General features: G+C 60.7%; 21 protein-coding genes. 19 read left to right on the top strand and 2 right to left on the bottom strand.

The annotated features are described in order from the left end of the window. Positions 1–131 precede the first annotated feature (131 nt). From WC811_RS11825 to WC811_RS11850, 6 genes are all read left to right on the top strand, one after another. Positions 132–1,079: an acetyl-CoA carboxylase carboxyltransferase subunit alpha gene (locus tag WC811_RS11825; protein ID WP_372645770.1), complete on the top strand. Its 948-nt coding sequence runs from the start codon at positions 132–134 to the stop codon at positions 1,077–1,079. Positions 1,080–1,279: 200 nt separating this feature from the next. Continuing rightward, positions 1,280–2,215: a L,D-transpeptidase family protein gene (locus WC811_RS11830; protein WP_372644698.1), complete on the top strand. Its 936-nt coding sequence runs from the start codon at positions 1,280–1,282 to the stop codon at positions 2,213–2,215. 78 nt (positions 2,216–2,293) lie between these two features. After that, entirely contained in the window at positions 2,294–3,139 is an 846-nt protein-coding gene (locus WC811_RS11835) for a L,D-transpeptidase family protein (protein ID WP_372644700.1), read from the top strand. Between the two features lie 113 nt (positions 3,140–3,252). Then, positions 3,253–4,257 (top strand): murein L,D-transpeptidase family protein, encoded by a 1,005-nt coding sequence (locus WC811_RS11840; RefSeq protein WP_372644702.1) that lies wholly within the window; start codon positions 3,253–3,255, stop codon positions 4,255–4,257. A gap of 132 nt (positions 4,258–4,389) precedes the next feature. Continuing rightward, complete coding sequence (locus WC811_RS11845) at positions 4,390–4,971, top strand: TIGR00645 family protein (RefSeq protein WP_372644704.1); 582 nt, start codon at positions 4,390–4,392, stop codon at positions 4,969–4,971. Between the two features lie 72 nt (positions 4,972–5,043). Next, on the top strand, positions 5,044–6,045 hold the full coding sequence (locus WC811_RS11850; RefSeq protein WP_372644706.1) for a hypothetical protein: 1,002 nt from the start codon (positions 5,044–5,046) through the stop codon (positions 6,043–6,045). 67 nt (positions 6,046–6,112) lie between these two features. Here the strand turns inward: WC811_RS11850 and secA are convergent, their stop codons facing one another. After that, positions 6,113–9,064, bottom strand: a complete 2,952-nt coding sequence (gene secA, locus WC811_RS11855; RefSeq protein ID WP_372644708.1) for a preprotein translocase subunit SecA — start codon at positions 9,062–9,064, stop codon at positions 6,113–6,115. Between the two features lie 404 nt (positions 9,065–9,468). On the opposite strand from secA, the gene WC811_RS11860 reads away from it, so the two are divergent. From WC811_RS11860 to mutT, 4 genes are all read left to right on the top strand, one after another. Further along, positions 9,469–10,377, top strand: coding sequence for a peptidylprolyl isomerase (locus WC811_RS11860; RefSeq protein ID WP_372644710.1), 909 nt, complete (start codon positions 9,469–9,471; stop codon positions 10,375–10,377). Positions 10,378–10,589: 212 nt separating this feature from the next. After that, positions 10,590–11,837, top strand: coding sequence for a bifunctional glutamate N-acetyltransferase/amino-acid acetyltransferase ArgJ (argJ, locus tag WC811_RS11865; protein ID WP_372644712.1), 1,248 nt, complete (start codon positions 10,590–10,592; stop codon positions 11,835–11,837). A 14-nt stretch (positions 11,838–11,851) separates the two neighbouring features. Beyond that, a complete protein-coding gene (locus WC811_RS11870; protein WP_372644714.1) occupies positions 11,852–12,511 on the top strand; it encodes a thiopurine S-methyltransferase in 660 nt (219 codons plus the stop codon). Further along, positions 12,508–12,939, top strand: a complete 432-nt coding sequence (mutT, locus tag WC811_RS11875; protein WP_372644716.1) for an 8-oxo-dGTP diphosphatase MutT — start codon at positions 12,508–12,510, stop codon at positions 12,937–12,939. The genes WC811_RS11870 and mutT overlap by 4 nt, the downstream gene beginning before the upstream one ends. Here the strand turns inward: mutT and WC811_RS11880 are convergent. Further along, positions 12,884–13,792, bottom strand: coding sequence for a methyltransferase domain-containing protein (locus tag WC811_RS11880; protein WP_372644718.1), 909 nt, complete (start codon positions 13,790–13,792; stop codon positions 12,884–12,886). The genes mutT and WC811_RS11880 overlap by 56 nt on opposite strands. An 81-nt stretch (positions 13,793–13,873) precedes the next feature. Here WC811_RS11880 and WC811_RS11885 point away from each other — a divergent pair, with 81 nt between their 5' ends. The 9 genes from WC811_RS11885 to WC811_RS11925 all read left to right on the top strand — a co-directional run bounded on the left by WC811_RS11885 (position 13,874) and on the right by WC811_RS11925 (position 21,654). Continuing rightward, entirely contained in the window at positions 13,874–14,683 is an 810-nt protein-coding gene (locus WC811_RS11885; RefSeq protein WP_372644720.1) for a ComF family protein, read from the top strand. A gap of 127 nt (positions 14,684–14,810) precedes the next feature. Then, positions 14,811–15,071 (top strand): glutaredoxin 3, encoded by a 261-nt coding sequence (gene grxC, locus WC811_RS11890; protein ID WP_372644722.1) that lies wholly within the window; start codon positions 14,811–14,813, stop codon positions 15,069–15,071. 1 nt (position 15,072) lies between these two features. Continuing rightward, a complete protein-coding gene (locus WC811_RS11895) occupies positions 15,073–15,951 on the top strand; it encodes a carbon-nitrogen hydrolase family protein (RefSeq protein WP_372644724.1) in 879 nt (292 codons plus the stop codon). Beyond that, positions 15,948–16,430, top strand: coding sequence for a DUF1178 family protein (locus WC811_RS11900; RefSeq protein ID WP_372644726.1), 483 nt, complete (start codon positions 15,948–15,950; stop codon positions 16,428–16,430). The genes WC811_RS11895 and WC811_RS11900 overlap by 4 nt, the downstream gene beginning before the upstream one ends. A gap of 159 nt (positions 16,431–16,589) precedes the next feature. Continuing rightward, positions 16,590–17,660: a biotin synthase BioB gene (bioB, locus tag WC811_RS11905; RefSeq protein ID WP_372644728.1), complete on the top strand. Its 1,071-nt coding sequence runs from the start codon at positions 16,590–16,592 to the stop codon at positions 17,658–17,660. Continuing rightward, a complete protein-coding gene (locus tag WC811_RS11910) occupies positions 17,644–18,777 on the top strand; it encodes an 8-amino-7-oxononanoate synthase (RefSeq protein WP_372644730.1) in 1,134 nt (377 codons plus the stop codon). Before bioB ends, WC811_RS11910 begins: the two co-directional genes overlap by 17 nt. Next, complete coding sequence (gene bioD / locus WC811_RS11915; protein ID WP_372644732.1) at positions 18,774–19,421, top strand: dethiobiotin synthase; 648 nt, start codon at positions 18,774–18,776, stop codon at positions 19,419–19,421. The genes WC811_RS11910 and bioD overlap by 4 nt, the downstream gene beginning before the upstream one ends. Beyond that, the gene (locus WC811_RS11920; RefSeq protein WP_372644734.1) at positions 19,418–20,677 is read left to right on the top strand and encodes an adenosylmethionine--8-amino-7-oxononanoate transaminase; all 1,260 of its coding nucleotides are present in this window, start codon (positions 19,418–19,420) and stop codon (positions 20,675–20,677) included. Before bioD ends, WC811_RS11920 begins: the two co-directional genes overlap by 4 nt. Further along, complete coding sequence (locus tag WC811_RS11925; RefSeq protein WP_372644736.1) at positions 20,674–21,654, top strand: beta-ketoacyl-ACP synthase III; 981 nt, start codon at positions 20,674–20,676, stop codon at positions 21,652–21,654. The genes WC811_RS11920 and WC811_RS11925 overlap by 4 nt, the downstream gene beginning before the upstream one ends. Positions 21,655–21,656: the final 2 nt, after the last annotated feature.

Below are 21,656 nucleotides of genomic sequence, written 5' to 3' on the forward strand. Positions count from 1 at the left end.
CGCGGGCGGGAAGGTCTGTCGCCTTGACACCCGAAGCCAGCCATGGCGAATGTCGCGCGTGATACGGCGACGGCCGCACGCTTCAGTTGCACAGTCAGGAAAGCTAAAGCTCAGTGAACGCCACCATCGCATTGCGTACCTATCTCGACTTCGAGAAGCCGATCCTCGAACTTGAAAACAAGGTCGCCGAACTGAAGGCCCTGCAGACGGATGGCAAGGGCCCGCAGATTGCCGATGAAATCACCAAGCTCGAGCAGAAGGCGAAAGCCGCGCTCGCGGACACCTATGCCAAGCTCACGCCGTGGCAGAAAACGCTTGTTGCCCGCCACCCGGAGCGGCCGCACGCACTCGATTTCATCGGCGCGCTCATCGAAGATTTTACGCCGCTCGCCGGCGACCGCTATTTCGCCGAGGACGAAGCGATTGTCGGCGGCCTCGGCAAATTCCGCAACCGGTCGGTGGTTATTCTCGGCCATGAGAAGGGCGCCGACACCGAGCAGCGCATCAAGCACAACTTCGGCATGGCGAGGCCCGAAGGCTATCGTAAAGCCGTGCGGCTGATGGAGCTTGCTGATCGCTTCAACCTGCCGATCATCACGTTCGTCGATACGCCCGGCGCCTATCCTGGGATCGGGGCGGAAGAGCGTGGCCAGGCCGAAGCCATCGCGCGGTCGACCGAATGCTGCCTACGGCTCGGGGTCCCGATCATCACCGTGATCGTCGGCGAAGGCGGTTCGGGCGGCGCGATCGCGATCGCAACCGCGAACCGCATTCTTATGCTCGAGCACGCCATTTACTCGGTCATCTCGCCGGAAGGCGCAGCATCGATCATCTGGCGCGACAGCAACAAAAAAGAAGAAGCCGCGACCAACATGAAGATCACGGCGCAGGATCTCGATCAGCTCGGTGTCATCGACGCCATCGTCAAGGAGCCGACGGGGGGCGCGCATCGGGACCGCGAATCGGTGATCATCGCGACCGGCAACGCGATTGCGCGCATGCTCTCGGAGTTCGACGGCAAATCTCCCGAAGATGTTCGTGCTCAGCGTCACGAGCGCTTTCTCTCGATCGGCCGCTGAGCCGTGAGGCCTTTCGGCAACGATGAGACAGCGCCCACCGGACGCCGCATTTGGACACGATACTTGAGTTGACTGAGCATCGTTCGAATCTCAGTAGTCGGTTGAGTTTATTGTAAGAATAGTCCGCCAGCCCGCGGGACGGGAAGAATCGATCGATACGGGAACGGCATATTTTGGTGGGGACCAGAACGGCTTCGGCAATGTGGGCGGCTGTCCGGCTTGCGATTGTCATCGCCGCGGCGACGCTGGCCGCGTGCTCGAATACGCTGACGATCCCTCCAGCCGCAGAAGTGCCGTTGTCTAAGGAAACGCTGTCGCTGCTGGCCAAAAAGGGGATGCAGCCGGGTTCACCCGTGTTTGTCAGAGTCTTCAAGGAAGAGTCGGAGCTTGAAGTTTGGAAGCAACGCGACGACGGGCGCTTCTACCATTTCAAGACCTACCCCATCTGCAATTGGTCGGGCGAGATCGGACCAAAGAGAAGTTATGGCGACAGGCAAGCTCCCGAGGGCTTCTACACCATCACGCCGGCGCTGATGAATCCGAACTCGAAATATTATCTCTCATTCAACCTCGGCTATCCCAATGCCTATGACCGGGCTTGGAACGGCACCGGCGATTCCGTCATGGTGCATGGGAATTGCCGGTCTGCGGGCTGCTACGCGATGACAGACGCGCTGATGGAAGAGATTTACGGCCTGACGCGCGAAGCCCTGAAAGCCGGGCAACCGAGCTTCCAGCTTCACGCTTATCCGTTCCGGATGACGGAAGCGCGGATGGCCCGAGAAAAGCAGAACAAATGGTACGGCTTCTGGAAGACGATGAAGCAGGGCTACGATTACTTCGAGAAGTATCGCATTCCGCCGAGCGTCACGGTTTGCGAACGCCGCTACGTCGTCGATACCGTCGCTCGAAGCCGTCCCGATCCGTCGGGGCCCTGCCCGCCGCTCGCGCGGCCAATCGTGACGGCGTTCAAGCCGCTACCAGAGCCGGACGGACTCGATGTTGCAGGCGGCAACAAGCTGAAGGGCATAGCCAATCCCGACAACGAGCCAACACTCGCCGATATCAAGAAGGCGAAAAAAGAGCAGAGCGCGCAATCGACCATTGCGTCCTCGCCGGTCGCCAACGCCAACTGATCCCGCGCGTAGGTGTTCGATGACTGAAAAAGACACGAGCGAGCCAACGGTTTTCCGCAGCTCAAAAGATGTTCTGCCATGAGAGCGTTGCTGGCCATCGTCGTGTTGCTGGCCGCAGGCGCGGCGGCGTTCCTCACCATGCCGATGTGGCTGCCGAAATTTCCGGACGGCGACAGGGCTCTGATCAAATACGAGCGTAGCCAGCGACTGATGCGCTGGAGCTTCGGGCTGCCGATGCCGGGAGAGCCCGATCTCGACCGCTTGCCCGAGCGCCTCGCGGACGCAGGCGTGAAAGAAGGATCACCAATCCTGATCCGGATCTTCAAGAGCGAATTCGAACTTGAACTTTGGATGCAGCGGGATGGTGTTTTCCGCCGGTTCGCGACGTACGCGGTCTGCCGATGGTCGGGACGCATCGGTCCGAAGGAAAGGGAAGGCGACGGTCAGGCGCCGGAAGGATTTTATACGGTCGACTCCACGGCGCTCAATCCCAACAGCCGCTGGTATCGCTCGTTCAATCTCGGCTATCCGAACGCCTTCGACCGCGCGCTTGGACGGACGGGTTCACTCATCATGGTCCATGGCGGCTGCGCGTCGATCGGCTGCTTTGCCATGACGAACGCGCAGATGCGCGAGATCTGGCAGCTCGTCACGGCGACGCTTCAGGGGGGCGCGCAGACCCGATTTCAGGTGCAGGTCTACCCGTTCCGGATGACGCCCGATCGCATGGCGAACTACGCCGCTAGTCCAAACATCGGCTTCTGGAAAAACCTGAAAGAGGGCAGCGACCTGTTCGAGGCGAGCGGGCTGCCGCCGAAGATCAGCACCTGCAAGGGCCGGTACCAATTCGCGCCCGGCGATAAGGGCTCGACAGGAGCCGATTCGATAGACGACAAGTGCACAGGCGAAGCTGCGAAAAGCTAGCTGTCCAAAATCTCACTTATCCCTCTGAGTGTTGGCAAAAAGTCACTTAGAATTGCGCTTTACCGGCGATAATGCTGCCGTCGCGGAAGAGTTAGGATCTCGGTCGCAAATCCATGCTGTCGTTCGATTTATCGCGTCTCAGGCTTGTCGCGGCGATGATCCTCAGTCTCGTCGCCGTCGAGCGTGCGCACGCGCTGACGATCGAGCTGAAAGACGTCGCGCCGGATCGCGTCGAGCGTCAGCGTGCGGCCGCGACGGGCGCGTTGCCGCTGCCGGGCACTCCCAACGTCGCTGTCCTTCAGGAGCGACTGCGCGAAAAGAGCGTCACGCTTGCGTCACCGATCCTGATCCGGATCTTCAAAGCGGAATCCGAACTCGAAATCTGGAAACAGACGGCAAAGGACGGCGCCTTCGTTCTGTTCGCGACCTACCCGATCTGCCATTGGTCGGGGACGCTCGGCCCCAAGCTTCGTGACGGCGACCGGCAAGCGCCGGAAGGATTCTATACCGTCTCGCGCACGCAAGCCCGCCACGTCGGGCGGTGGCCGATCTCCATCGATGTCGGCTATCCGAACATCCTCGATCAATCGCAGGCGCGGACGGGCTCAGACATCCTCATTCACGGCGGATGCTCATCGATCGGTTGCTTCGCGATGACGAACCCGGTGTCGGAAGAAATTCATCAGTTGACCCTGGCTGCGATCGACGCCGGCGAAGACCTCGTGCCGGTCCAAATTCTGCCCTTCCGCATGACGAACGAAAACATGATCGCGCAGAACGCTTCGCCATGGAAACCGTTCTGGAACAACCTGAAGGAAGGCTACGACCTGTTCGAGCAGACCAAACGGCCGCCGATGATCGGCGTGTGCAGCGGCCGCTATGTCTTCAATGAAGGGCCGGCTGGAGCGCTACCGGGTCCGCTCGACGTCTGCGGCCCGACACTGGCGTCGATCCGCGAGCAGGACCAGTGGCTCGATAACGTGCCGCCCCCGAGCATGGTACTGCCGAAACTCGCAACGCAAGCGGCGGATGCAAAGGCGGCACCCATTCCGCAAATCCAAACCAGCCTTGAAAGCGATACGCCGCCGCCGATGTTCTCTTGGCCGCTCGTTCGTTAAGCGTCTTGCGCGTTTTAATCGAGAGACTTACTTGGCCCTTATAAGGGCCATATAATCTTGGCGGCGCGCCATTATGCGTCGCCAGTACGTTGTATGAGACCAGATTCAAATCGCGGAGCGAGGAACAACCGAATGGCCGAGAAGACCGCTATGAAGCGCTTCGAAACTTTTATGGAGAATATGCTTTTCAGCTCCCGCTGGCTGCTCGCGCCGTTTTATTTTGGGCTCGCGATCTCCCTCTTCGTTCTTCTGATCAAGTTTTTGATGGAACTCCTGCATGTGGCGCAGGGGGCGTTCGTTTCAACGGAATCGGATGTGATCCTCGGCATTCTCACGTTGATCGATTTGACGCTGACTGGCTCGCTGCTGATTATCGTGATCTTCTCGGGATATGAAAACTTCGTCTCGCGGATGGATCACTCGAACCACGACGATCGCCCGGATTGGATGGGCACGATCGACTTCTCGGCGCTGAAGCTCAAGATGCTGTCGTCGATCGTCGCGATTTCCGCCGTGCAACTTCTGCGGCAATTCATGTCGCTCGGCACCGTTACGCCGGAGCGCGAAAAAGAGCTGATGTGGCTCGTCATCATCCATCTGGTGTTTGTCGCTTCGAGCGTTCTTCTTGCGCTTTCTGACCGTATTGCCGGTGGCGGCCACGGCGAGGCAAACGAAGCGCCCGCGAAGGTTATCTCCAAAACTGACGCGCACTGAGCGGCGCGGCCGGGAAGTTCTCTTGTATAGGTGCTTAGCCGTCCTCGCGCCGTTTCTGGGGAACCGCGCTCTATGAATGCAGCAAGCAGAACTTCGATCCTGAGAGCATCGCAAAGCAGAAGATTTTTGCTTTGCCGCCCGAGAGGCGGATTAAATGACGTTCTTTGCCGAATAGGAGAGTGCTGGCGCTACGCAGAAAAATTCGATCGCACTTTGATCATCGACACACGCAAATCGGAACTCCGCGATCACTTTTCCAACTTTTTCGAGCCAAAGGACAAGGCTCCGAATGTTATTTTCGACGCCAGCGAAGATGATCTGGAATTCCTCAATGAGCTTGCCTGTTTCCCCACGGAAATTCGCGGTCAGCTTCACCGCCTCGACGTGCGCTTGAAGGCGACGCCGCGTTTGAAACCGATAACCAATCTCGCACTGCCAGACTTCGATTTTTCGAAAAACTATCAGGAGGACGTTCTGGCCTATGAACAGTGGGGCGGCGGCAGTCTTTCTTTTGGGCTCATGGATAAATTGCGTCTATCTCCGAAAATTCGCCCGATGGTCCTCGATCGCGTGCGCCAATTCGATGGAAAATATTACGCTGTCCACGTACGAAACACAGATTTGAAAACCAACTACAAAGACTTTTTTTCCAAGATCGTGCCCGAGGTTTCGGGGAAGCGATTGCTGGTATGCAGCGACGATGCCGCCGTGATCGAATACGCCAGAAACTTCTTCCGCTCTTCAGAGATTTTGACTTCAAGCGAAATCCCGGATTTGGGAGGAAAGCCTCTTCATATTTACGGAGATCGCAAAAAGTCGAACATCGATACGATCGTTGATCTGATTGCGCTCGGTAAATCCCAAAAGCTTTTTTTTGCAAATGTTACAGAGGGGCGGGCATCGGGATTTTCAGGCTTGGCCGGGCATCTATTCACGAATAAATATTTGCTCGATGGGCTGCTTGAATCCCCGCGGATAGATTTTGCCGTAATAAAATGGCGCGTAAAAAAGTACCGGCGGGGCCTCAGACACTATCTGCGACAGCGGATGTCGCAGAGCTTGAAAGGCTCCTAGTTTCGCGACCGGTCGTTCCGCGCGGCAAAGGCCGATCAGGCCTTCGCGCTCAAGCGATCGTCGCGCGTCAATCCATCTTGCCGTGGCAGTGTTTGTACTTCTTGCCCGAGCCGCAAGGACAGAGAGCGTTGCGCGAGACGCGCCCCCACGTAGCAGGATCGTTCGGGTCGACGGCGCCGTCGGAGCGGCGGCTTTGCAGCGGCGCACGCTTCTCGGGCTCAGGCCCCATATCGCGACGGGCGCGAGCACCCGCAATCGCGGCGTCGGCCATCGCCATCTCAGGATCACGCTCGACGAAATCTTCATAACCCGTCGACGCGTCCACGTGATGGGCTTCCATCGGCGGCAGGTTGATCGGCTGAAGCATGGGCTGGTCTTCGGGCGGCGCCAACTCGACGTGCATCATCTGGCCTGTGACGTTCTCGCGGAGGCGGCCCAGCATGTTCTCGAACAGGATGAAGGCTTCCGACTTGTATTCATTCAGCGGATCCCGCTGGCCGTAGGCGCGGAAGCCGATCACCTGTCGCAAGTGTTCGAGCGTGACGAGATGCTCGCGCCAGAGGTGGTCGAGTGTTTGGATCAGCACCATTTTCTCGATCTGGCGGTAAAGCTCGGGACCAAGCAGCTCGATCTTGGCTTCGACCTTGGCATCGACAGCGGTCTTGATGCGCTCGCGGATCTCTTCGTCGGCGATACCTTCTTCGGCGGCCCATGCCTCGATCGGCAGGTCGACGTCGAAGATGCTGTTCATCTGCTCAGTGAGGCCCTTGATATTCCACTGTTCGGCGTAGGCCGCCGGCGGGATGAAGCGTGTGACGAATTCGTCGATCAGCTCGTTGCGCAGATCGACGACCGTCTCAGAGACATCTTCCTGACCCATGATGTCGAGACGCTGCTCGAAGATGACCTTGCGCTGGTCATTCATCACGTCATCGTACTTCAAGATCTGCTTACGCATTTCAAAGTTGCGCTGCTCGACCTTCTTCTGCGCGGTTTCGAGCGATTTGTTCATCCAAGGATGCGTGATCGCCTCGCCTTCCTTGAGGCCGAGCGTCTGCAGCACCTTATCCATGCGCTGCGAGCCGAAGATGCGCATCAAATCGTCGTCGAGTGCGAGATAGAATTTGGAACGGCCCGGATCGCCCTGACGGCCGGATCGGCCGCGAAGCTGGTTATCGATGCGGCGGCTTTCGTGGCGTTCGGTCGCGAGAACGTAGAGGCCGCCGGCCTCGAGCGCCTTCTTCTTTTTGTCGGCAACGTCGGCGACGAGTTCGACGCGCTTCGCCGAGATTGCGGACTCGTCGGGCGGCGTTCCCTTCGCGGTCTCGTCGGCGATCCAATCGCGCAAACGGAACTCGGAGTTGCCGCCAAGCTGAATGTCGGTGCCGCGGCCGGCCATATTTGTGGCGATCGTCACGGCGCCGGGCTGGCCGGCCTGCGCAACGATGTTGGCTTCCTGCTCGTGGTAGCGAGCGTTCAGGACCTGGTGCGGAATCGCGTAGTCGTTGCCCTTGGCGTCGTTGGCGAACTTCGTCAGCAACGCGGCCATGTCGGTCAAATGCTTGCGAAGCTCGTCTTCCTTGCCAGGCTTGAGAGCCGCGGCCTGCTCGTCGAGCTGGCGGGCAAGGTCTTTCAGATACTTCTTGTCCTTCAGAAGCTCGGAGAGCTGCTCGGACTTTTCAATCGACGTGGTGCCGACAAGGATGGGCTGTCCGCGGCTCTTGGCTTCGGCAATGGACTGGACAATCGCGGCGAGTTTCTCGCGCTGCGTTCGGTAGATCTCGTCGTCCTCGTCGAGACGGCTGACGGGAAGATTGGTCGGGATCTCGATGACTTCGAGGCCGTAAATATCCAAGAACTCGCTGGCTTCGGTCATGGCCGTACCGGTCATGCCGGCGAGCTTCTTGTAGAGGCGGAAATAGTTCTGGAAGGTGATCGACGCCAGCGTCTGGTTCTCAGGCTGAACCTCGACGTGCTCCTTGGCTTCGAGCGCCTGATGCAGGCCTTCCGAATAGCGGCGGCCGGGCATCATGCGGCCAGTGAATTCGTCGATGATGACGACCTGACCGCCTTTGACGATGTAATCCTTGTCGAGCTGGAAAAGCTTATGCGCTTTCAGCGCCTGCGTCAGGTGGTGGACGATCGTGACGTTGTCGATGTCGTAGAGGGTGCCCTTGAGAAGCCCCGCGGCTTCGAGCACACGCTCCATCTTTTCGTTGCCGGCTTCCGTGAAAGAAACCTGTCGCTGTTTTTCGTCGAGTTCGAAGTCTTCGGGAGCGAGGTCCTTCATCAACACGTCGATCGACAGGTAAAGGTCGGCGCGGTCGTCGAGCGGGCCGGAGATGATGAGCGGGGTGCGGGCCTCATCGATCAGGATCGAGTCGACTTCGTCGACGATGGCGTAGGCATGGCCGCGCTGAACCATCTCCGAATAGTCCATCTTCATGTTGTCGCGAAGATAATCGAACCCGAGTTCGTTATTGGTGGCGTAGGTCACGTCGCCGGCGTAGGCGGCCTTGCGATCTTCATCCGACATATCGTGGATGATGCAGCCGGTGGTCAGGCCGAGGAAGCGATAGACTTGGCCCATCCAGTCGGCGTCGCGCTTGGCGAGGTAGTCGTTTACGGTGACGACGTGAACGCCGCCCTTCAGAGCATTGAGATAAACTGGAAGCGTGGCGACAAGGGTTTTGCCTTCGCCGGTCTTCATTTCGGCGATGTCGCCCTGATGAAGCACCATGCCGCCGATCAGCTGCACATCGAAATGGCGCTGACCGAGCGTGCGCTTGGCGGCTTCGCGGACGGTCGCGAATGCCGGAACCAACAGATCGTCGAGAGTGGCGCCTTCTTCGAGCTGCTTGCGGAACATCCCGGTGCGGGCGCGCAGTTCTTCGTCGGAGAGGATCTGCAGTTCGCCTTCAAGGGCGTTGATCGCAGCGACCCGCGAACGAAAGCCCTTGACCCTCCGCTCGTTGGAAGAGCCGAAGATTTTCGAAGCGAGACCACCGAACGAGAGCATCTTTAAGTTCCGTCCCTACAAAATTCGTGTTGGCCGCGAAGCTATGCGGCTGGCTCATTTTCAATCGCGGGCAGCGTTCAGCAAAAAACACGCGGCAAGGAGGCCCCTCGCCACGCCTGCTTGAACGCTCCCTCGCTGCTAATTTCACGGTCGAAACTGGCGGGAAGGCCCGATCCGATTAGCCGGAGACATAAGAACTCACACCCCTGACTGTCAATGTTCTGTACTCGATAGTTGAGGATGGCGATTTTGCGGCGGTGGCCAAGAATTAACTTGGTTTTCGGCCGCTGGGCCGCTATCGAGGCGCGCTCGTTCGCCGCCCCCGCGCGGCAGCGCTGTCTTGCCTAAACGAATAACGAGACGGCCCTTTTTCGGACCTCAACCCAATGCGGAGCCCAACGCTGATGAAGCGCATCGCCCTCGCCGTCCTGACATTCGCGCTCGCAGGCGCAGCTCTGCCATTTACGGCCTTTGCCGAAGATAAAGTCATCGCGACGATCGACGGAAAGCCAATCACGGAGGGCGATCTGGCCGTCGCCGAGAGCGAAATTGGCCAGGACATGGGAACGATGCCTGCCGCTCAAAAGCGCACGTCGCTGCTCGAATTTCTCATCGACAACCAACTTTTTGCCGAGGCTGCAGAAAAAGAGAAGCTGAACGAAGGAGCGACCTTCGAGACGCGCCTCAATTATCTGAAGCGGCGGGCGCTGAGAGAGCTCTATTTCGAGAAAGTCATCAAGGCATCCGTCTCAGACGCCGAGGCGCGGAAGATCTATGATGATCAGGTCAAGCTTTTGAAGCCAGAAGAAGAAGTATCGGCGCGGCATATTCTTGTCGAAACTGAAGCACAAGCCAAGGACCTGAAAGAAAAACTCGATAAGGGTGCTGATTTCGCCCAGCTTGCCAAAGAATTCTCGAAGGATCCGGGCTCGAAGGACGACGGCGGTAACCTTGGTTTCTTCGGACATGGGCAGATGGTGCCTCAATTCGAAGAGGTCGTCTTCAAGCTGAAGAAGGGCGAGATTTCCGCGCCGTTGAAGACGCAGTTCGGCTGGCACATCGTTCAGCTTGAGGACCGTCGCGTCAAAGGCGCCCCAGCGTTCGAGTTGGTCAAGGATCGCATCATGCAGTCGCTGCTGCTCCGGAAAGCCCAGCAGACCGCCGTTTCGCTGCGGTCGAATTCGAAGATCGATATCGTCGACCCCGAGATCAAGAAGGCGATCGACGACCGCAAAGCCATGATCGATAAGCAGACGCAGTCGGCCCCGGCAGAAGCGCCAAAAGACGCTCCGAAGGACGCGCCGAAGCCCTAAACCGCTTCGTTCGTCCCAAAATCGCGGACATCCAAAAGATTACAGGCCGGCCGCTTGATTATGGCAGTCTGATCTGTTTCACGGAGCCTCCAGGGCGTCCGATCCAAAGGAAGCGGATCGGACGTCCTTGGTTTTTGTGTTCGCCGCATTTCCTCGCCGAGCCAAAGCCTAATTCGTCGGACAGATGCTCCCGTCCAATCCGGAGGTTCCCCATGGGCAAAGCCCCGAGCGTTTCCCCGTTCGCGCCCCAAACTCTTGCAAATTTGCCTGTGATCGAGGGCGTTGCGTTCGCGACCGCCGAAGCCGGCATTCGTTACAAGAAGCGCACCGATCTGCTGCTCGCCGTGCTCGACGCGGGAACTTCTGTTGCCGGCGTCCTGACGCAATCGAAAACAGCATCGGCGCCGGTTCTCGCCTGCCGCAAGCATCTCAAAAAGGGCGCTGCACGGGCCCTTGTGGTCAATTCCGGCAACGCCAACGCCTTCACCGGCAAGAAGGGAGCGGAAGCCGTCGACATCACAGTCGCGCACGCAGTCGACGCGGTCGCGTGCAAGCCGCACGAGGTGTTTGTCGCGTCGACGGGCGTCATCGGTGAGCCGCTGGACGCGGAAAAGTTCGCGCACCTTCTCGGCGGCCTCGCAAAGCGCGCCAAGCCTGACGCTTTTGAGCAGGCGGCCCGGGCGATCATGACCACCGACACCTATCCCAAGCTCGCAACGCGCACCGCGCTCATCGGCGACGTCGAGGTGACGATCAACGGATTCTGCAAGGGCGCGGGCATGATCGCGCCGGACATGGCGACAATGCTGTGTTTCATGTTCACGGATGCGGCGATATCGTCCGAAGCGTTGCAGGACTTGCTGGCCGAGCACGCCGAGACGACCTTCAATTGCATGACTGTCGACGGCGATACGTCGACAAGCGACACCTGTCTCATTTTCGCGACCGGCGCGGCCGAGGCGCGGGGCCAAAAACTCGTCACCAAGGCGACGTCGAAAAAGCTGCAGGCGTTCTCTGAAGCCCTCCACGACCTGATGCGGGATCTCGCGATCCAAGTGGCGAAGGACGGCGAAGGCTTGTCGAAGTTCGTGACGTTCGAGGTTGAGGGCGCGAAGTCTTGGCCTGCGGCACGGACGATCGCGCTCGCCTGCGCCAACTCTCCGATCCTCAAGACCGCGATTGCGGGGGAAGACCCGAACTGGGGTCGCGTCGTGATGGCTGTCGGCAAATCGGGCGAAGCCGCGGATCGCGACAAGCTTTCGATCTGGTTTGGTCCGCATTGCGTGGCGAAAGACGGCGAACGGGCGGCGGATTACGACGAAAAGACCGCGGCGGCTTATATGAAGAACCGCGAGATCGTCATTCGCATCGATGTCGGCGTCGGCAAGGCCGCCGCACGCGTGTGGACATGCGACCTGACGCACGAGTACGTTTCGATCAACGCCGATTACCGGAGCTAATCGAAAGCCACATCATGGATCAGAGCTTTTGGCAGACGCGCTGGCAGCGCGGGGAAATCGGCTTTCATCAGCCGCACATTCACGCGCAGTTGCAGGCGTTCTGGCCGGGCTTGGGTCTGGCGAAGGGAAGCGCCGTCTTCGTGCCGCTCGCGGGCAAATCGCGCGACATGGCCTGGCTCGCGGGGCAGGGGCACGAGGTGATCGGCGCGGAGCTGTCGGAGTTGGCGGTCCGCGATTTCTTCGAGGAATCCGGGCTTTCGCCGACGGTCACACGAAGCGGGCCGTTCCAGGTTTTCGAGGCTGGGCCATTCAAAATCTATCAGGGCGATTTCTTCGCTCTGCCGCCCGACACGCTTTCCGGCGTCGCCGCCTGCTACGACCGGGCGGCGACGATCGCCTTGCCGCCAGAGATGCGGCCGCGATACGCCGAGAAGCTTGCAAGCGTGCTGCCGTCGGAAGCACAAATTCTTCTGATCGCCATCGATTACCCAGAGGGCGAGATCAAGGGGCCGCCGTTCGCTGTTCCCCAGAGCGAGATCCGCGAGCTTTACGCCCCGCTTTTCGATATCGACGTGCTTGAAGACCGCGATGGGCTCGCGGAGAGCGACAACCTCAAGAAGCGCGGCGTTACCCGGCTCGAAGAAACCGCCTACCTCCTGCGGCGACGGGCATGACGAAGCCGCTGCTGCTCGTCGCGGCCGTCGCCCTCATCGACGTCGACAATCGCGTGCTGATCGCGCAGCGACCGGAGGGCAAATCCATGGCCGGTCTCTGGGAATTTCCCGGCGGCAAGGTGGAATCTGGGGAAACGCCGGAAGACGCGCTGTGCCGCGAACTCAAGGAAGAACTCGACATCGAGCTTTGCCGGGCATGCCTTGCGCCGTTCAACTTCGCGAGCCATGCCTACGAAAAGTTCCACCTTTTGATGCCGCTTTATCTCTGCCGCACCTGGGACGGCGAGATCCGCCCTCGCGAGGGACAGGCGGTCAAATGGGTGCGCGGGATCGATCTCAGCCGCTATTCGATGCCGCCCGCCGACGAGCCTCTCATTCCGTGGCTGCGGGACCTTTTGATCGAGGTTTCAGGACAGCGGCCAGGCTAGTCTCGGCCGAACCGGGTTGCAGCGGCTTCTGCTGGCTTTCGTGCGGCGCCCATCCCGTCAGCGTGACGATTTCGAACGTCGCGGGGATACGGCCACCGGGACGTCCGAAGCGATCTTGATAGATCTCGGCGGCGCGGAGCAGCAGGCCTCGCGTCACCGGCGTGCGGCGGCGCTCAATCAGCGGATTGCTGGCGGCCATGGCCTTCAATTCCTGCATCAGTGCGAGGGGCGACGCGTACGTCACCTCGATAATATCGTTGTCGGCGACAGGCAGCGCGAAGCCAGCCCGCTGGAGAAGGCGGCCGAGTTCGCGGACATCGGCGAAGGGCGCGACACGCGGAGACGCGCCGCCTGCAAGCTCATCCTCGGCCAAAATCCAGGCTTCGCGCAGTTCTTTCAGCGTTTCACCGCCAAACATGGCGCCGAGAAACAGGCCGTCCGGCTTCAAGGCTCGATTGATCTGAATGAGCGCGCCGGGCAAGTCGTTGACGAATTGGAGCGACAGCCCGGAGACGACAAGGTCCAGGCTTGCAGCCGCGAAGGGAAGTGCCTCTTCCTCCGCGACGACCTTGCTTTCCCCGCCGCTCGGCAGCGCGGCATAGGACGGTTCGACATCGATGACGCGGCCGATGGACGGTAGCATTCGAAGCCGGGCCGCTAAAAGCCCATGATACGCCCCGAGGCTTACCGCCACCGGAAACTCCCGGCGTACGAAGACCAGCCGTTCAGAAAACTCTTCAGCGACGCGCTCCAGCAAAAAATCAGGCAACGGTTGCCCGGCGCTCTTCGTGGCGATGCGATCGCGGCGGGCGCGGAGCAATTTGCGATCGAAAATCTGCGGCGCGATGGCCATCGGTTCTGTTTCCGCGAGGCATGTTGAAAGGGCGGCCCGGTTCCTCTCGCCCGCGTTAGCGCGTTGGGCTAGAATTGCGCAATGTCGAACAGTATCACGGTTGCGCACGAGGAGCCTGACGAAGCCAGCGGTAGATCCGGGTTCCGGGCGCGGCTTCGGTCTCTCGACCGGCTCCGGCGAGCCGCCCTCGACGTTCTATTGCCGCCGCTCTGCCTCGGTTGCCAAACCCGGATCATGGACCACGATGCGCTTTGTCCGGCTTGCTGGCGGCAGATCGCGTTCATCCGGCCGCCGCTATGCGACCGGCTCGGAGTGCCGCTGTCGGTCGATACCGGCGGTCCTATGCTGTCGGCAGCAGCCATCGCGGACCCACCCGATTACGACCGGGCACGCGCCGTCGCCCGTTTCGACGGACTGATGCGCGTGCTGATCCATGGCTTCAAATTTCACGACAGCCATAACGCCCGGCGCCTTTTCGGGCGCTGGATGGCGGTCGCGGGCGAAGACCTGCTGGCGGACGCCGATGTGCTCGTTCCTGTGCCATTGGCGCGATGGCGCCTGCTTTCGCGCCGGTTCAACCAAGCGCAGCTGCTGGCGGCGGAAGCCGGGCGGCGGGCTGGGAAGCCGGTTAATCCCTTCGCTCTCATCCGCAGCCGGTCGACGGGGCATCAGGTTGGCCTGACGCGCGCGCAGCGCCTCAGAAATGTGGCGGGCGTTTTCCGTGTTCCTTCGAACGAATTGCCGAATATCTCGGGAAAAGCCATACTTCTGGTCGATGATGTGATCACGAGCGGCGCGACGGCGTCGGCCGCCGCAATGGCCCTCAAACGTGCTGGCGCGAGGCGAGTTGATGTCCTTACGCTCGCCATTGTTTCAGAACGATATTCCTGAGACTGCAAAGGGCGTGACAAAGCCGCGGCACAGCGGCGCAAATCTGCAAAGCAAGGTTGCATGACCTCGCGAACGAGGTACCTTTAGATTCGAAATATTCCAGGGGCGTGTTGAGAGGCGCCGATCAATGCAGAAGGTGATGGTCTACACGGCTGGGAATTGCTGCTACTGCCATATGGCGAAGGATTTGCTGCGCCGGAAAGGCGCTGCATTCGAAGAGATTGACCTGACCGGCCGCAATGATCTGCGCGCTGAATTGATCTCGCGCTCCGGCGGCAAGCGAACGGTTCCCCAGATTTGGATCGGAGATACGCACATCGGCGGCTGCGATGACCTTTTGGATCTTGAGCGTTCAGGCCGCCTCGACCCGCTGCTGACGGCATCCTGAGGTGTCTTCCCGTTCCAAGACGACGTTTCGCGCGGCGCTCGTTCAGATGCGGGCTTGCCGCGATGTCGAGCGCAATGTCGCCGACGCGGTTTCGCTCATCAATGAGGCGGCCGACAAAGGCGCCGAGTACGTCCAGACGCCCGAATGCACAACGCTGATGGAGCTTGAGCAGGATCGTCTGATGGCCGAGACGAAGCCGGAGGACGGCAATCCGGCGCTCGCGGCTTTTACGGATGCCGCCCGCAAACGTGGGATCTGGCTACATATCGGCTCGATGGCCGTGAAGGTCGGAGAGCGGCGACTTGCGAACCGTTCGTACCTCATCGCACCCGATGGCGGAATCGCAGCGCGCTACGACAAGATCCATATGTTCGACGTCGATCTCGGTGGCGGGGAATCCTATAGCGAGAGTGTGAACTATCAGGCGGGGCCGACGGCAATGGTCGCGGAATTGCCATGGGGTCGGCTCGGCCTCACGATTTGCTATGATTTGCGCTTTCCGGCCCTGCATCGCGCGCTTGCGAAAGCCGGCGCTAAGTTCATCACCGGCCCGGCGGCTTTCACCCGCACCACAGGCGAAGCGCACTGGCATACACTGCTGAAGGCGCGCGCCATCGAGACGTGCGCGTTCATTCTGGCGGCCGGGCAGGGCGGCCGGCACGAGAACGGCCGCGAAACATACGGCCATAGCCTAATCATCTCGCCGTGGGGTGAGGTTCTTGCGGAAGCCGGAGTCGATCCCCAGGTTGTCATTGCTGATATCGATGCCGCTTACGCGGATCAGGTGCGGCGGAAAATTCCTTCCTTGATGCACGACCGGGATTTCGATGTTGTCGTGGCGAGCCCTTCGAAATCGCCATTTCTGGTACACGAGCAGTGATCAAATATCTTCTTGGGTGTGCGTCCGGGCACGAATTCGAAAGCTGGTTTCGCGCCAGCGCGGATTTCGATGCGCAAGCGCGAGCAGGCGAGATTGCTTGCCCTATTTGCGGCTCCATTGATGTCGTGAAACAGCCGATGGCGCCATCCGTCGTCACCAAGCGCGCGCAATTGGAGACCGAGCGGCCGTCCTCCGGGACAGCGGCGGCACCAGCAGCGCCTCGTGTCCCCGCGCCGGTGCCGGGTGGTGGCGCGGAAGGTGTTGCCGTGCGCGAGGCCCTACGGGCGTTTACGCAGAAAATCATAGAGAGTTCGGAAGACGTCGGGCCGCGTTTCGCCGAAGAGGCGCGGAAGATGCACTTCGGAGAGACTGAAGAACGCGAAATTCGCGGCAGCTCCACGCTTGAGGAGGCGCGAGAGCTGGCTGAGGACGGCGTGCCGTTCGGTCTTCTGCCCGTCCTTCCCGAAGATCTTAACTAACCTGCTTCTGTCCTACCGTTTTTCGGCGCCTCTGGCCGATCAAGGAGGCATTTTGGCGGTTGCGAGACGGGGCGGAAGCGGTGCAAACATGATCCGCTGGTACAATCCGTACCTTACTCGGTAGTACATTCTGTACCCCTAGCGGAGTCAGACTTTTACATGACCTCGACCGTTGCCCGACTTGAGCCGTCCGTTCGCACCGCCAACCGTGTGGGTCCCGCCATCCGCCACGACTGGACGGGCGAAGAAGCTCTGGCGCTTTACGAGCTTCCGTTCATGGATTTGCTCTTTCGTGCTCAAAGCGTGCACCGGACGTCATTCGATCCCAACAAAGTCCAGATGAGCCGCCTGCTGTCAATTAAGACGGGCGGCTGCGCGGAAGACTGCGGCTACTGCAGCCAGTCGGCGCACCACAATACCGGTCTCAAAGCGTCGAAGCTGATGGAAGTCGAGCGCGTTCTCTCGGAGGCGAAGAAAGCGAAAGCAGCGGGCGCGACGCGTTATTGCATGGGCGCCGCATGGCGAAGCCCGAAGCAGCGCGACATGGACGTGGTCGTCGCGATGGTCGAAGGCGTCAAGGCACTCGGCATGGAAACGTGCATGACGCTTGGGATGCTTTCGGACGATGACATCTTCAAGCTGCGTGACGCGGGCCTCGACTACTACAATCACAACGTCGATACGTCGGAGGCCTATTACAGCAAGGTCATCACGACGCGCACGTATGCCGACCGGCTCGACACGCTGTCGCGCGTTCGCGATGCCGGGATGAAGGTCTGCTCAGGCGGCATCGTCGGCATGGGCGAAGAACGCCAGGACCGCGTCGACATGCTCGTGACGCTCGCCAATCTCGACGAGCATCCCGAGAGCGTGCCGATCAATATGCTGATCGCCATTCCGGGCACACCGCTTGAAAATACCGAGCGGATCGACCCCATCGACTTCGTGCGCACGATTGCGGTAGCACGCATCATGATGCCGAAGTCGTTCGTTCGCCTCTCCGCCGGACGCACGGACATGAGCGACGAAATGCAGGCGCTGTGCTTCTTTGCCGGCGCCAACTCGATCTTCGTCGGCGAGACGCTGCTGACCGCCGACAATCCGGGCGAAGACAAAGACGGCAAGCTTTTCTCGAAGCTCGGTCTTGCGGCGCTCGAACTCGATAGCAGCCAGCCTCCGGAGCGCGAGCCCGCGAGTTGCGCGGGACATCAGGATGCCAGGCAATCATGAGCGCGCGCTCGACGCCCTCTCCCGCCGTGGGCGCCTGAGGGCGCTCGAGACGGCGCACGGACTTGATTTCACGTCGAACGATTATCTGGGGCTTGCGCAATCGCGCGAGCTCGGCGACGCCGTCGAGGCTGCAATCGCGCGAGGAGTTCCGGTCGGGGCCGGAGGATCGCGCCTGCTGCGTGGCAACCATCCCGAACACGAAATGCTGGAGCGCGAGGCGGCGGCGTTTTTCGGCGGCGAAACCGCGCTCTATTTCGGCGGCGGCTTCATCGCCAATACGGCGCTGCTTTCGACGTTGCCGTTGCGCGGCGATCTCGTCGTTTACGACGAGTTGATCCACGCCAGCGCACACGAAGGCATGCGGCTCTCGAAAGCGGACACCAAAGCGGTTCGCCATAACGACGCGCAGAGCGTCGACGATGCGGTCTCGGCGTGGCGGACATCCGGCGGCGTCGGGCAACCTTGGATCGTGGTCGAGAGCCTCTACAGCATGGATGGTGATCGTGCGCCAATCGCTGAGCTTGCCGAGATTGCGAATCGCCACGACGCGATGCTAATCGTCGATGAAGCGCACGCGACGGGCGTGCTCGGTCCCGATGGGCGCGGCCTTGCTGCAGACCTCGAAGGCCGCGAGAACGTCATCACGGTTCACACCTGCGGCAAAGCTCTGGGCGCGATGGGCGCGCTCGTGATCGGGCCGCGCACGATGCGCGATTTTCTCATCAATCGCGGGCGTGCCTTCATCTACGCGACGGCGCCGTCACCGCTCATGGCGGCGGCGGTACGGACAGCGATCGAGATTTGCCGGGACGCGCCGCAGAGGCGGGAGAGGTTGCTTAGGCTCGTTGCATTTGCCGAGCGCGAACTTACGGCGAAGACACGCTTTGCGCCGTCGGGTTCGCAAATTCAGCCGCTGATTGTCGGCAGCGACGGCGCGGCGGTGTCGCTTGCCGCCACGATGAAGACGCGGGGCTACGATATCCGCGCGATCCGCCCGCCGACCGTGCCCGAGGGCACGTCGCGGCTTCGACTGACGATTACGCTCAACGTCGACGAGGCCCAAATCACGCGCCTCATCGACGATCTTGCGGCGGCAGAAGCGGAGAATGCAGCATGACGATCCGCATCGTCGTGGCTGGCACCGATACCGATATCGGCAAGACCGTTTTTTCGGCTGCTTTGGCGAACTCTCTCGACGGCTACTATTGGAAGCCCGTCCAGGCGGGCCTTGCGGGCGAAACGGATTCCGACGTCGTCAGCCGCGTCACGGACCTCGCGGACTCGCGGATCCTGCCGGAAGTCTATCGCCTCAATGCTCCGGCATCGCCGCACTTCGCAGCCGAGGTCGACGGAATTGAAATCGATGTCCGCAAACTGTCGCCGTTCGGCTTACCGACGCCCCTCGTCGTCGAGACGGCCGGCGGCCTCATGGTGCCGCTGACGCGCCGCCTCTTGCAGATCGATTTGCTGGCCCAGTGGCGGCTGCCCGTCGTCCTCTGCGCGTCGACGCGCCTCGGTACGATCAACCATTCGCTGCTTTCGATCGAAGCTCTGAAGCGCCGCGCGATCCCTATACTCGGCGTCGCGTTCATTGGCGACGCCAACGAAGACAGCGAACGGACGATCGTTTCATTCGGCGGTGTCCGGCGGCTCGGCCGGCTTCCGCGCATGGCGTCGGTCGACAGCGACAGCCTGCAACGAGCGTTCGCTGAAAATTTTTCGATTGCCGACCTTCTCGATATCGGGGCCGTCGGACCATGACGTCGTCGCCGATCTGGCATCCCTTCACGCAGCACGCGCTTGAGCCGTCGATGCGCAGCATCCGAGGAGCCGACGGCGCGTGGCTGGAAGCTTCTGACGGACAGCGGATTTTCGACGGCGTGTCGTCATGGTGGGTCATCACGCACGGACACCGGCATCCGAAGATCATTGCGGCAATCGAAAAGCAAGCCGCCACTCTCGATCAGATCATCTTCGCGGGCTTCACGCACGAACCCGCCGAGGCCGTCGCGACAGGCTTGATGAAAATCGCGCCGCGCGGACTTTCGCATGTCTTCTTTTCCGACAGCGGATCGACGTCGGTTGAGGTCGCGCTCAAAATGGCGCTCGGCTACTGGAAGAATATCGGCAAGGCGCGCACGCGCATTCTCGCGCTTGAGCATGGCTATCACGGCGACACGATCGGCACTATGTCCGCGGGCGCGCGCGGCGTGTTCAATGCCGCCTATGAACCGCTGCTATTCGAGGTCGGACGTATTCCCTATCCAAAGCCGCATCACGCACAGCCGACGTTCGACGCGCTCGAAATCGCGTGCCGCAGGGGCGACGTGGCGGCCTTCATTTGTGAGCCGCTCATTCTGGGCGCGGGCGGTATGCTTATCTACGATGCGGACACGTTGCGGGAGATGCGTCGGATCTGTAAAGCGCACGACGTACTTTTCATCGCCGACGAAGTGATGACGTGCTTCGGACGAACGGGCACCGTGTTCGCGTGCGAGCAGGCAGGAATTTCGCCCGATATTCTGTGCGTGGCGAAAGGCTTGACGGGCGGATCGTTGCCGCTCGCGGTGACGCTGTGCATCTCGCCAATCTATGACGCACACTTTTCGACGGATCGGGCGCGGACGTTCTTCCATTCAAGCTCCTACACGGCCAATCCGATTGCGTGCGCGGCGGCGGCGGCGAACCTCGAAATCTGGCAAACGGAACCCGTCATCGAACGCATTCTGGCGCTTTCGCAAAGCCAGGCACTCTGCCTCAACGAGCTTGAGACCGATCCGCGTTTCACGAACCTTCGCCAGCTCGGCACGATCACGGCGTTTGAGCTTGCCGAAGTTCCGCCCGGTTATCTTGCCGATGTTGCTTTGAAATTGCGCGCCCGATTGCTCGAACGCGGCGTTCTGCTTCGCCCTCTCGGTTCCACGATTTACGTCATGCCGCCCTATTGCACGACTAAAGATGAACTGACGTTCGCGTACCGGGCCGTGAGCGACGCCGTCGACGAGGTGATGGCATGAGCGGTGTCGCGATCATTGGACATGGACACTATGCGCCGGAGCGAATCGTAGCGAACAGCGAGATCGAAGCGCGTCTCGGCTTGGAAGCGGGCTGGATCAAGCGGCGCACCGGCATCGACGCGCGGCGCTATGCAGCCGATGGCGAAGCACTTTCCGATATCGCGGTGAAGGCTGGCGATATGGCGCTCGCGCGCGCCGGACGTTCACGCGACGATATCGGGTTGTTGTTGCTCGCGACCTCGACTCCGGATCACCTGCTGCCACCGTCGGCGCCTCTCGTTGCGCATCGCCTTGGGTTGGCGAGCGCGGGCGCTATCGACATGGCCGGCGCCTGCGCGGGATTTCTTTATGCGCTGACGCTCGCTGATAGCTTCGTGCGCACGCAGGGCATTCCGGTTCTGGTGATTGCAGCGAATATTCTCTCCCGGCGCATCAATGAAAGCGACAGGGGCAGCAGCGTTCTGTTCGCGGATGCCGCGGGGGCTGTGCTTCTCGCGCCGACCGAGCGGAGCGAAGCGGGCATCATCGGCGCGCATCTCGCGGCCAAGGGGCAGCACTACGATCTCATTACGATACCGGGCGGCGGCAGCCGGTTGCCGTTTTCGCAAATCCGCGACCCGAAAGACGTCTTGATGGTTATGAACGACGGCAAGGCTGTTTATACAGGCGCCGTCGCGATCATGACAGACAGCGCAGAAAGGGCTTTAACAAAAGCGGGCATGGTGGCCGCCGACGTCACGGATCTCATTCCGCATCAAGCCAATGCGCGCATGATGACAACCATTGCGCATCAGCTTGATATTCCGGCGGAACGGCTGCGCTCGACGATTGAGAACTTCGGCAACAGCTCGGCCGCGACCATTCCGTTTACGTTGTCGGCGACAGCGGACGGCAAGCCTTACGCGCCCGGCGACATCGTGTTGATGACGGCGGCGGGCGCGGGTTTGACCGGCGGCGCCGCCGTGCTTCGCTGGTAACG

This window comes from Hyphomicrobium sp., from assembly GCF_041659645.1.
Classification (GTDB): Bacteria; Pseudomonadota; Alphaproteobacteria; order Rhizobiales; family Hyphomicrobiaceae; genus Hyphomicrobium_B.